Annotated in this window: 12 protein-coding genes; 9 read left to right on the top strand and 3 right to left on the bottom strand. The window is 33.0% G+C overall.

The genetic code is table 11. The features are described from left to right. The first annotated feature begins 143 nt into the window (after positions 1-143). The 6 genes from CUB63_RS17800 (at position 144) to CUB63_RS17595 (ending at position 5,522) form a co-directional block, all read left to right on the top strand. Positions 144-1,649, top strand: coding sequence for a hypothetical protein (locus CUB63_RS17800; protein WP_170110797.1), 1,506 nt, complete (start codon positions 144-146; stop codon positions 1,647-1,649). A 191-nt stretch (positions 1,650-1,840) separates the two neighbouring features. Beyond that, positions 1,841-2,452: a hypothetical protein gene (locus CUB63_RS17795; RefSeq protein WP_232240017.1), complete on the top strand. Its 612-nt coding sequence runs from the start codon at positions 1,841-1,843 to the stop codon at positions 2,450-2,452. A 6-nt stretch (positions 2,453-2,458) separates the two neighbouring features. After that, entirely contained in the window at positions 2,459-3,586 is a 1,128-nt protein-coding gene (locus CUB63_RS14495; RefSeq protein ID WP_109848364.1) for a helix-turn-helix domain-containing protein, read from the top strand. Positions 3,587-3,629: 43 nt separating this feature from the next. Continuing rightward, positions 3,630-4,382, top strand: a complete 753-nt coding sequence (locus tag CUB63_RS14490; RefSeq protein ID WP_109848363.1) for a nucleotidyltransferase family protein — start codon at positions 3,630-3,632, stop codon at positions 4,380-4,382. Beyond that, on the top strand, positions 4,379-5,134 hold the full coding sequence (locus tag CUB63_RS14485; RefSeq protein WP_109848362.1) for a DUF6602 domain-containing protein: 756 nt from the start codon (positions 4,379-4,381) through the stop codon (positions 5,132-5,134). The genes CUB63_RS14490 and CUB63_RS14485 overlap by 4 nt, the downstream gene beginning before the upstream one ends. A 223-nt stretch (positions 5,135-5,357) precedes the next feature. Further along, on the top strand, positions 5,358-5,522 hold the full coding sequence (locus CUB63_RS17595; protein WP_170110796.1) for a hypothetical protein: 165 nt from the start codon (positions 5,358-5,360) through the stop codon (positions 5,520-5,522). On the opposite strand, the gene CUB63_RS14480 is transcribed toward CUB63_RS17595, so the two are convergent. Then, complete coding sequence (locus CUB63_RS14480) at positions 5,519-6,136, bottom strand: Fic/DOC family protein (protein ID WP_109848361.1); 618 nt, start codon at positions 6,134-6,136, stop codon at positions 5,519-5,521. The two genes, CUB63_RS17595 and CUB63_RS14480, sit on opposite strands and share 4 nt — an antisense overlap. A gap of 954 nt (positions 6,137-7,090) precedes the next feature. Between CUB63_RS14480 and CUB63_RS14475 the strand changes: the two genes are divergently transcribed. Then, on the top strand, positions 7,091-7,438 hold the full coding sequence (locus CUB63_RS14475) for a hypothetical protein (RefSeq protein ID WP_072065135.1): 348 nt from the start codon (positions 7,091-7,093) through the stop codon (positions 7,436-7,438). Between the two features lie 82 nt (positions 7,439-7,520). Here the strand turns inward: CUB63_RS14475 and CUB63_RS14470 are convergent, their stop codons facing one another. Beyond that, complete coding sequence (locus CUB63_RS14470; protein WP_109848360.1) at positions 7,521-8,450, bottom strand: Dyp-type peroxidase; 930 nt, start codon at positions 8,448-8,450, stop codon at positions 7,521-7,523. Positions 8,451-8,594: 144 nt separating this feature from the next. Next, positions 8,595-9,419 (bottom strand): VanW family protein, encoded by an 825-nt coding sequence (locus CUB63_RS14465; RefSeq protein WP_170110795.1) that lies wholly within the window; start codon positions 9,417-9,419, stop codon positions 8,595-8,597. An 835-nt stretch (positions 9,420-10,254) separates the two neighbouring features. Here CUB63_RS14465 and CUB63_RS14460 point away from each other — a divergent pair. Further along, positions 10,255-10,785, top strand: coding sequence for a fimbrial protein (locus CUB63_RS14460; RefSeq protein WP_109848359.1), 531 nt, complete (start codon positions 10,255-10,257; stop codon positions 10,783-10,785). Positions 10,786-10,851: 66 nt separating this feature from the next. Next, positions 10,852-11,520 carry a fimbrial biogenesis chaperone gene (locus tag CUB63_RS14455; protein WP_109848358.1) on the top strand — a complete coding sequence of 223 codons (669 nt, stop codon included), beginning with the start codon at positions 10,852-10,854 and terminating at the stop codon, positions 11,518-11,520. Positions 11,521-11,537: the final 17 nt, after the last annotated feature.

The following is an 11,537-nucleotide window of genomic DNA, read 5'->3' as shown; positions in this document are numbered from 1 at the left end:
ACGGATCGTTTTGAGTAGCTGGCACGGGTATTTGACGCTTTCTCGGTTTTTCTAATCATCTACTAAAAAATGGGGGTAGCGGTAACCCCATTAAAAATGCATTTGCGTAATTCAATTTACTATTAACAACATGGTAAATTGAAATGACAGCAGCATATATCACCAAAGATAACATTCTTGTCACAGAAGCTACAGTTGAAGCCTATAAAGCGATTGTTTTGAGCGTTCCTTTTGATAATACCGTCGATCAACGTCATAAACCTCAATATTACAGTGAAATTGCCTTATTCTTACAGCATATTATCTGTAGTGCGACGGTTAGCAAAAATACGAAGAAAAAAGCGAGGTTTAAAGGAGATAAAAAGTGGACGTACTCTGTGCCATTTTCCGCTGAACTGGGGAAAGAGAAATTCCCTATGATTTTTAAGCAAAGTCGCGATTTAGGCTTAGAACGCGGTTTAGAGTGCTTAGAACAAGCTAAAATTATTAAAATTATCCAACATAGCTATGGAACCCATAAGTGCCGAGAATTTGCTTTATCTAAAAGTGTCCTTAAAGCCTTATTTCCCGGTAAACGAAAGGATTATCTTAAACGTACAGATCGCTATACCTATTTGACGAATATTTTTGATAAGCGTAAGAAACCCGAAACACTGTATGAACTGATGTTAAAAAGCTCTTATAATGTAAAGCCGCCTAAACATAAAACATCGAAACGAGCCATCGAAAATGCCAATTTCAGACAGCGCATTATCGGTGTGTATCAACAACTCGAAGCATTACCGATCAACCTTGATAAACTACAAGAATATTGTAATGACCATCCTACAGCGAAGAATAAGAGCTTTTATTTTAATTTTATCTCTCATTTGATGGATGTGGGCGTTAAGGTGATTAGTGAAATGCCGCTAATCGTTGAGTATCGACAAGCGTATAAAACTGCCAAAGTGGGTAGCCGTTCTTTTGAAATAGGGACAGGCTTTCAATATTTACCCAGTAAGATGAAATGGGCATGTTTAGCCAACGGGTATAATTATGATATTAAAAGCTGTCAGTTAGCTATCTTAGCGCAAGAATTCAAGGAAAATGGAATTAGCACTGATTCACTATCTGTACTAGAAACTGACTTTATCAAAGATACTCTAGGGGTAGATGATAATCTCGTTAAAACTATCCGCTACGGTACTATATTTAACGCAGGCTCTGTTAGTCTGTCAGCGAAGGGAAGTATGGTGAAAAAGCTACAAAAGCTCTATTCCGACGATTATGTATCAGAAATACTGGAACATTGGAAATTAGAAACAACAGAGCTACGCGAAAGCATAAATCAACTCATTGACGAGTATCTAAAAATAGGAAAGAAAAATAGGCATGGGCTTTCTGTCGTGAATGCGGTTGGGCAGCCATTCAATACCACAAAGCGAAAAACAAAAAATGGGGAGTGGAAGAAATGGCGTCGTGATGTGATGCGACGTAAGCTACTCGCTCACATGATTCAAGGCTTAGAGAGTAGGGCAGTTTATGATTATGTAAGGTCGCACGACGGTGTCTGTGCACTAGAACATGATGGTTTTGTGAGCTTACATAAGCTGTCTGATGGTGATTGGAAACACGAGTATTTGAAGATAGTGTTGAAGCATGATGATTAGTCAATTGAAGTTATAAAAAATAATTCAAACTTGCGAGTAATAAGTAACCTTATGAGTATGGTTAACATTTATTCATTTTGGTTACTTTTTTTTATTAGCTTGACAAAAACAAAAAAACGCAGGATTATTACTGCGTATTTCACCTTATTCCTTTTGGGCTACACAACCTATCTATGAGGTAAATTATTACAATGGAACAACCTTGGGAGCTTAATCCTGCTTTAACAGCAGAACGTCTAAAGCAGTTAGCATCATTAATCCGAGATGTTAGAGATGATGTTGTCGATCTGCACAATGATGACCTCGGTGATACTTCTCGTTCGACAGGTCTCAGAGCTTATGAATGTTGTCGAGTAAGAATTATTAGGGCAGCGGCACAGCAACAAGAGTGGCCGTGGCTTGGTATAATTAAAGTTGATGGTAAATTTACCTTTTCTATTGGATCGGTGCCAGTACGTTTGTATAGAGGTAGGCCTAGTTGTCCTGAGGAACGTAGACTTATTCCTTGTGTCGAAGCGTTAAGTCAGATGAGCTTATTACCGACAGAAATAGGTGACGCTGCATCAATAATCTGGCTGTTTGCAGTTGAAGTTGATGAATTTCGTTATGTTGAACGAGTAAGCATTACAGGCTTCTTAGATGGATCACAGGTTTCTAGTTGGGAGATTCCTTTAGATGAAAGAGTACCTGCACTTGGTTCTATTGATGCCAAATTACCTGAATCTATTAAGACACCTAAAGCGCCTATTTCGGTTAAAAGGAAAGACAAAAAAGCTGAAAATGATGATTCAAATAATGGTTAGTAAATCATGTCTATAGAATTTTATGGTGAGCGGCTTCGGCTTGCTCGATTATTAAAAGGATATACTTTACAGGAGCTCGGTGATGCTGTTTGTGTCACCCGTCAGAGTATTCATCAGTATGAAAGTGGTATTAGAGCCCCAGCTAAAGATGTACGGAATGCATTAGCTGAATTTCTTCAAGTGTCTACTGAGTTTTTTAGCGTTCCACTTTCTGGTGATGTTAAACCAGAGCAATGTCATTTCAGAAAAAGACAAACTACACCTGCAGGTGTTAAAGAGAGAGTGCAAGCATATAGTACTATTTTAGAACAGTTAGTTGCAGAACTTCACGAACACTTAGAATTACCAGTAAATGGCTTTAATTTGATCGACAATAGTAAAATAGTGTCGTTGTCTGCACCAATGATTGAAAAAATAGCGGAAGGAGCTCGTATTCGTTGGGGATTAACGGCAGATGCACCTATAGATAATATGGTCAATGTTGTTGAAAATCAGGGAGCTATCATTACTTGTTTTGATGGAATATCTGATAAGGTTGATGCCTTATCAGTCAATAGAAGATTCCCTATTATAGTCCGTAATACAGCTAAGGAGAGCGCATGCCGAATGCGTTTTGACATAGCACATGAATGTGGGCATTTAATCATGCATGATGGCATAGAAACTGGTTGTAAGCAGACTGAGCGAGAAGCAGATGCTTTTGCTAGTGCTTTTTTATTCCCTAGAGAATCTTTTGCTAGAGAGTTTCCTATGTGTTTAGGATTAGATGGCACAATTAACTGGAAGAAAATTTATGCTTTGAAAGCTCGCTGGAAAGTAAGCGCCAGAGCAATTATTTATAGGGCGCATTTTTTAGGTTTTATTAATGCTCAACAGTATAGAAGTGCAAATGTATGGTTTAGCCAAACGAGACAAACTAAAAAAGAAAAGTTAGATGAACAAATACCCTTAGAGGAACCTAATGTATTGAAAGAAAGTTTAGATATTCTGAGAGATGAGTTGGGAATATCATTCGATATGTTAGCTAGTAAATTAAATATTAAACCTGAGTTATTAGCTGAAATTTCTGGGGTTAGTTATATTCAATCTGACAAAAGTGAGTCTGATTCGATAGTTGTTCCGTTTAAATTTTAATTGATTTAAGTTTTTCGTATGAATAAAGGAGTTAGGCTGAATAATGAATGGGCATCAATACTTAGAAAATATTATAAATAAATATAGTGTAAATTTATATAATGCCGAATATCTTAGGATGTTTTTTAAGCCATTTATAAATAATTGGGCTAATGGTAACTTAGTGGATTTAACTTTATCTGGCTCAATATCAAAGGGAACAGCAGTATCTAATGGTACAGATGTTGATCTTTTCATTTCGTTATCATCGTCTACAAAAGATAGTTTAAGCGATATTTATAATTCATTATTCGTTGCTATGCAAAAAAATGGATTTTATGTTCGCAAACAAAATGTTTCAATCGGAATAAATTATAGCAACTATCAGATTGATTTAGTTCCTGCTAAAAGACAAGACCAATATGGAAATGATCATAGTTTATATTTGAATAAAAAAGGGTCTTGGACTAAAACAAATATAAATAAACATATTTATGAAGTGAAAAACTCTGGTCGTGTAAATGAAATAAAATTAATTAAAATATGGCGTAATATTTATCATCTTGATTTTCCATCATTTTATTTGGAAATGTTGGTCATTGATGCCTTGAAAAACCATCGTATAAATGATTTACCCAATAATTTTATTAGTGTTTTGAGTTATATTTCAAATAATATAGAAGTCAATTCGTATATAGATCCGGCAAATACGAATAATTGTATTTCTGACCAGATTTCAATGCAAACAAAAAAACAGATAGCATCTCAAGCTACTGATAGTTTATCTAAAAAAATTTGGGAAGATATTATTTCATGACATGTGTAGCTAAAGAACTATCAAATTTAGATGGTAAAATTTTTTTAAGGCAATCTTTTTCGATGCAACAAAAAATTCTTCAGCATCAATTAGAAATGTCAGCAGCAACTATTACTCATAATGGAACGATGGGAGAGGTGAATGAAAAGTACTTTATTGAAATGATTAGAAAGTACTTACCTGCCCGTTATGCAGTTGATACTGGTATTATTATTGATTCAGAAGGAAAAACAAGTGATCAGATAGATGTTGTTATTTTTGATAATCAGTATACACCAACGTTATTGGATCAAATGGCTCATCGTTATATTCCGGCTGAATCAGTGTATGCTGTATTTGAAGTTAAACCTACAATTAATAAAAACTATCTTGATTATGCGGGTAAAAAGGCTGAATCAGTTAGAGTATTAACTCGAACTAGTATTCCAATTCAACATGCTGGTGGAGTTTACCCTGCTAAGCCATCATTTGATATCATAGCAGGAATTATTGCAACTAAAATTGATTGGGCTGATGGTTTTGCTACTTCATTTCAACAAAATCTTTTATCTTTAACTGGAATTAAAAAAATTGATTGTGGGTTATCTGTTATAGGTGGATGTTTTGATACATTTTCTATGAACAATACGTTGAAAATAGGGCCAACAGATAACTCATTAGCATATTTTCTTTTTCGGTTACTTCAAAAACTACAATCACTGGGCACAGTTCCTGCTATTGATTGGAATAAATATGCTGAATTGCTAATCTAATAATAATTTTAAAATTATCTATATTCAGCCAAATATTGGATTAAAGAGTATAATCTCGTATTATCACTGTCCAATGTTGGACAATTTAGCTTTTATGAAAATGGTGGCTTTGAAAAACTGAGTTATTAAGGAAAGCCTTTTCACAAGATTTATCTTATTAAATCTAGTTTAGGTAGAATAATGGTGATAAAATGCACTATCACCAGTTTGAAGTGAGACTACCATGAAAAAAAATGAATTAACTCAAGCCACAAAACCTACCCGCACTCAACTTATTCGTTCGGTAGCAACCTCTACAGCTATTGAAACAGGGCAGGAGTCTCGCCGTCTTGAAGAAGAGATGAAGGCTAAGCGTGAGAAGTTTGGACATTTGAAACTTGCGATTTAGTTCGCTTTCAAGGCTTCATTAACCCAATATTTCATGGGTTCATAGTTAAGGTTTAACCCTGCGTGGATTGCTGCAATATACTGCTCGGGGTGTTGAGTCCAACTTTCATAATCCAACGGCTGGAAACCAGCTTGTACTGCCATTACATCGGCAAGTAAGCGCGATAAGCGCCCATTACCTTCCCTAAATGGATGTATCAGAATCAACTCCACATGTACAGTGGCAATAGCCTCTATGACTTGTTCTCGGCTCATATTGGTGCAAGGTGTGTACTTCGCTAGAAACTCTTTCTCGAATTGAGCAAGTAATTTTGCAACGCGACCCGCAGGGGCAAACATAAAGCCACCCTTGCTAATATTCACCGTGCGTAACTGACCTGCCCACTCGTAAACATTTCCTAACCATTGGCGATGCCAACGCTGAATAAGTGATACGGTAATTTGTTCTGTGGGAAATTGTTTTTCAAAAATGACTTGATACAGTTTTTCTAACAGGACAAGCTCAGCATCATTGATATCATCAACGTTTGAAAGCCCTAGCTTGTTAGCTAGCACTTCTTCATCAGAACCATCAGCAAATTTTCCTTCGCTGTTAAACACATCGTATTTATTCATATAAGCGTGTTCTTGTGGTGTGGGTATGAATTTTGTACGTTATAATGCTAAAAACATCAAATAAATAATAACTACCTATAAATCAACGGATTAATTAAGTGTAGGTTAAATTATAGGTTTTTCTGAAAAATTAATAAATATCGTTATATTTCAACGCTAACACACCCATGCATCATTGGTGTGTGGGAGTCTAAATGTTGAATGTCAGTCATGTTGTCGTCTGTCTTAACGTATTGAATTTTGGGTATTTGTGAAAATTTATTGTTACACTGAATGTCGTTTTATTTCACAAGCATTGTTCGATCATATCACAAGGTTTCGGTCTGTTGTTTTAATGATACAAATATCTTTTTAGACCAAAAGAGAAATAATTTTATTCACTATAATATCGTTGATTAACCGTTAATGACAATCTGCACTTTTTCTGAAAATTTTTTAGCTTTAATTTATTACATATTGATTTAAATAATATTTTATTACACTAATGGAAATGATCATATGGACATTATGGCAATCTGTTATTTTAAGCAGATAGTATATTGAGTGAGTGTCTTACTACAATTTAGAATTAGAAAATACTGACATGCACTAAGATGAAGACGATTATTACCATTGGAACCTGAATGATGTCAGTAAAACTATTTTGCTCAGTCAGAGAAGTTAATATTTGAGATGAATGATAATGAGCAAGAAAATCAAGCTATTTTTTTCTATGACGAGTGACAATCGGGTGCATGAAATACCCATAGTGATATTAACAAACAAAAAATCGAAGCATATTAATATCGGAGTTAACGTTCGTAGGTTTTACTTAATAATGCTCTTAATACCAAAATATTAAATTCTATTGTTATCTTATTCTGACTGTTCACTCACTATATTGTTGCGAGGTAATTATTAGGTAAAATATTGAAAAATTTATTTTATCTTGTGAGCAAGGAAGAAATAATCAATATGAAAACTCGAATTCTAAAATTAACTTTATTAGGTGCATTAGCATTACCTTTAGTGGGATGTAGTGATGCAACACCTAACTGTAATAGTACTGAAGCCAAAAATTTAGTGATTGATATTACAAAAGATGAGTTACGCGATCAAAAAATGGCAGCATTGATCGATCAAATTAAGATCAAAGTAGAAAGCGTACGCACTCGTGAACATGATGAGAAAAGAGATACTTACTCATGTGCTGCTGAACTTTCTTTTGAAGGTAAAGGTGGCAAAAATTCAATTCCGATTACTTATACCATTGAAAGCACAGATGATGGCAAAGAATTTTACGTTAATGTTTTTGGCTTATAATTGTTCTAGATAAAAATCTATCATAAAAAAGTAGATATAGTAGATATATAAGTAGCAAGCCTATATATCTACTTTTAATAAATTACGCTATATCATCTAGAAATTCAGGCGATGGAACAAAGAATAATGTACCTGTTATAGGGGTACTGAATTTCAGTAATTTATCCGTATGACCTTCAGGTGTGCCTGCAAACATATTTTCTAACATTCGATTAGTTGTTGAAAAATAACGTGCATAACCAATAAAGTAAGTGCCATATTCATTTTTTGATGGATTAGAAAAAGGCATGTTGGCTCTGACTATTTTTAAATCATTGCCGTTCTCATCTTGAATATTGGTTACAACATTATGTGAACCAGGTTCTTTTTCTTCATCGGTTAACTCCACATCATTGAATTTGTGTCTACCAATGACTTTTTCTTGTTCGATAAGAGGCTGTTTTTCCCATGCTTCCATATCGTGAATATATTTTTGTACAAAGGCGTAACTACCACCTGTAAATTCAGGATCTTCATCGCCAATAACGGCATAAGAAGCTCGCTCATCTTCATACTCTGGGTTTTCAGTTCCATCGACAAAACCAATAATAGAACGTCCGTCAAAATATCTAAATCCATGAACTTCATCAACGGGCACAACAATATTTTTTAGCTTTTGGCTGATAATAGATGCTAATTCGTAACAAGCCGAAACTTTGAGAGCCCGAATATGGAAAAAAAGATCGCCCGGAGTAGAAACTGCAGTATAAGTGTTACCTTTAATTTCTTTAAAAGTATTTAGCTCTTTAGGCTTTGGCTGGTTGGGAAATAACGTAGTCCATGCATTTGCACCGAACCCCATTACACAACTTGTTTCCAATTCAGGAAAACGAGTTCTCATACTACGTATTAGGCCAGAAAAATTATTACAAAAATCGATTAGAATATCGCGGTTTTCAGGTGAGTAGTTGAGGTTAAAAACTAAAAAATAAGCATTCTCACAAGGTGATTTAGTAACATCTTGGTATTTCATAGAGATCCCTAAATGACTAACAATAGATGAATAGTAATTAAGTCATATATACAAAATATTGTTTTCGTTTTACACCAAAACCCTCTTTATTACAAAGAGAGGGTGAGATTTTTATCTCTATTTTTAGTATGTTAATGTGATGTATCAATTTAATTGTTCATCTGAAATATCATATTTTACAACTACACTATTTTCATAAAGTAATTCTGATGTAATTAATTGAGGAAAAGCGCCTACATTGTTTTTAGTGTAAATATCTCGCCAAATTTCATTATAACGATATACATGCTCTCCCTTTTTGATAAAAGAGGATGACTTTTCATAAATATGATAACGGTATTTTCTTTCTTCACTACAAAGGAGTTCACCTTCTAATTGATGTTCAGCGACATGTAATCTAATTTGGTAATTATAAGGCGTTGGATTATATAAGATTAAATCTACGTAGTTATAAAAAATAGCGGCTCCTGAGCCAAAAGGAAGTACTCTACCTTCATCAGGAAAGGGATCAAAACTATGATTTGCCTTTTCAATCACTTTTAATTCAGAGTGTAGTGCTAACCAATGTATTAAATTACTGGCCTGACAAATTCCACCACCTACGCCTTTTCTTGCTTCACCATATGAGAGTTGCATACCATCAATAAAACCTCGTTTATAGCTAGGTTTACCGACTAAATAACAAAAAGAGAAATACTCTCCAGGTTTTATTACGATACCATCTAACGCTTTTTCAACTAATTTAAGATTCGTTATCTTATTGTATTGTAATTGAATATCACTTTCGCCACGGCGACTAATTAATTTAGATGTGTGTTTTAGGTAACGATATGAAAGTCGTTGTTCTGGTTGAACATTTTTGCTGTATTTTCGACCTGAAAATCGCCAACTAAGGGAACGAAATAAACGACGTTGTGCCACTCTCAAGGTATAAAGAATAGGGTGATAAGACGAGAATGTTCTACGCATAAAATCCTTTTAAACAATAGGGAATAGAAAGAGGTAAACGTGAGTATGATAACGATTTAATGATAATATTGATATGCTGATATCTTTAAAATAATAGGGATAAGAATTTGATCAATAAATTTATTTATTGATTTTAATTCTGAAAAAGCACCAAAATTAGAAACTTATAACATTGGCTCTTATCAGCCAGATAAGAATGTCGCAGATTAAGATTTAATAAGAAGTAATTTTTAAATTAATCTTAATATTCTATAAAGATATCTAAAAAACTCCGATACTAAATCAGAGCAAGGGAAACTTTGCTCTTTTTTTGTATATAACAATGAAAAATAAAATCATATATTTCATATGCAATATTTTCTATCCATTTTATGTTTATTTTTTCAACTAATAATTTAATTGAAATTTCATAAAAAACACATGCTAGCTCTTTAAAGTGATGAATTGATATAAGAGAGTAAAAATAGAGATTGATGATTTATTTGGTTTACACAATATGAGTTATAAAATAAGATAAAAAATCTATTTATTATTAAAAATAGTATTTAAATTTTATTTTTACTTAACAATGTTGTGTCTAAATATGAATAATACAATTAATTAAAAATAAGTTTTAATTATTAACTAATAAAGTGTTTAACTAGGTTTAAATCCTGTTTTATTTTTTCTTTTCGTATATTGTACCGCTATAACCAAAACTTGTTTATTTTAAAAAATAATATAATAATACTCATATATTGAGTTAATTGCTGATTTTCAATTGGTAAATAAATTAATCAATATATTAAAATAATATTAATAAATATATTAATAATGACTCTTTGGAGAAAAATAAATGAAGAAAAATTTACTTGCAATATTCATTGCTAGTGGTTCTATTTTTGCAGTTAATAACGCTTTAGCTGAAGATGGTACTATTGATTTTACCGGTGAAATTACAGATAACGCTTGTGAACTCGCATCGGGTTCTGATGCGTTAAAAGTGAATTTAGGTAAAGTATCTAAAACTGCATTACCAACTACTGGTAGTACGGCTTCGGCAACACAATTCACAATTAAGCTAATTAATTGCCCTGCAACAGCAAGTAGTGCAGCAGTAAAATTTGATGCAGATAATTATTCTGGTGATAATACTGTTATTGCTCTGAAAAATGAAGCTAACGTAGCAAAAGGTGTTGGTATTCAAATTACAGATGATACAAATAAGGTTATTCCGTTATTTACTGAATCGAAAAAATACCCATTAAAAACAGGGACTAATGTTGTTAATAATTTGGACTTCCGTGCGCGTTATATTGCTAAATCTGATACCGTAACCGCCGGTCTTGCAAATGGTAATGCAACATTTACTATCAATTATAATTAAAGATTAATTAAAAAATAAAAAGGTTTAAAGGGATTTGAACCTTTTTACTCAATTAATGGTGGGGATATGAAGGCTATTATTTATTCTTTTATTTCTTTGTTTATTTTTTTAAATACCGCAAATGCGGGGGTTGTTATTGGTGGTACTCGTGTTATTTATGATGAAGGAAAAAAAGACGTCAGTATTAGTGTCGAAAATCCAGATAATATTCCCTATTTAATTCAGTCTTGGATAGATGATATTAATGAAAAAAAACAATCAAATTTTACTATAACTCCTCCATTATTCAGATTAAATGGTAGTAACACTAACACATTAAGAATATTTCTAACTGAAAATAATTTACCTAGCGATAGAGAATCTCTTTTTTGGTTAAATATAAAAACAATTCCTGCAACAGAGAGAACAGAGAATTCTTTGCAAATCGCATTTAAAACGCAGATGAAATTAATTTTTAGACCTAAAGAATTAAAGAATGTTAATTTTATTGAAGAACAGAAAAAGTTAGAGTGGTCAAAAGTAGGAAATAAAATAAATGTAAAAAACCCAACACCTTACTTTTTCAATTTTCAGACAATTAAGTTTAATAATAAGGCTGTTGATGATGTTTCTTATGTTGCTCCTTACTCAATAAAATCATTTGATATTAATAGTGAGGAGCTACATGGCACTATTAATTGGGAAGTTATTAATGATTATGGTGCAGTTACTGATTTATCAGAGATCAAAATATAATCTTCTATAAACTTAGG

The sequence above is a fragment of the Proteus penneri genome (genome assembly GCF_003144535.1).
Lineage (GTDB): Bacteria > Pseudomonadota > Gammaproteobacteria > Enterobacterales > Enterobacteriaceae > Proteus > Proteus penneri.
This window is presented reverse-complemented; position numbering and strand designations above follow the sequence as displayed.

Bases quoted from the DNA above. Each gene is read 5' to 3' on its own strand.
- CUB63_RS14480 (WP_109848361.1), bottom strand. From the start codon at position 6,136: ATGAATAAATACGATGTGTTTAACAGCGAAGGAAAATTTGCTGATGGT.
- CUB63_RS17595 (WP_170110796.1), top strand. From the start codon at position 5,358: ATGAAAAAAAATGAATTAACTCAAGCCACAAAACCTACCCGCACTCAA.
- CUB63_RS14475 (WP_072065135.1), top strand. From the start codon at position 7,091: ATGAAAACTCGAATTCTAAAATTAACTTTATTAGGTGCATTAGCATTA.
- CUB63_RS14490 (WP_109848363.1), top strand. From the start codon at position 3,630: ATGAATGGGCATCAATACTTAGAAAATATTATAAATAAATATAGTGTA.
- CUB63_RS14460 (WP_109848359.1), top strand. From the start codon at position 10,255: ATGAAGAAAAATTTACTTGCAATATTCATTGCTAGTGGTTCTATTTTT.
- CUB63_RS17800 (WP_170110797.1), top strand. From the start codon at position 144: ATGACAGCAGCATATATCACCAAAGATAACATTCTTGTCACAGAAGCT.
- CUB63_RS14455 (WP_109848358.1), top strand. From the start codon at position 10,852: ATGAAGGCTATTATTTATTCTTTTATTTCTTTGTTTATTTTTTTAAAT.
- CUB63_RS14495 (WP_109848364.1), top strand. From the start codon at position 2,459: ATGTCTATAGAATTTTATGGTGAGCGGCTTCGGCTTGCTCGATTATTA.
- CUB63_RS14465 (WP_170110795.1), bottom strand. From the start codon at position 9,419: ATGCGTAGAACATTCTCGTCTTATCACCCTATTCTTTATACCTTGAGA.
- CUB63_RS14485 (WP_109848362.1), top strand. From the start codon at position 4,379: ATGACATGTGTAGCTAAAGAACTATCAAATTTAGATGGTAAAATTTTT.
- CUB63_RS14470 (WP_109848360.1), bottom strand. From the start codon at position 8,450: ATGAAATACCAAGATGTTACTAAATCACCTTGTGAGAATGCTTATTTT.
- CUB63_RS17795 (WP_232240017.1), top strand. From the start codon at position 1,841: ATGGAACAACCTTGGGAGCTTAATCCTGCTTTAACAGCAGAACGTCTA.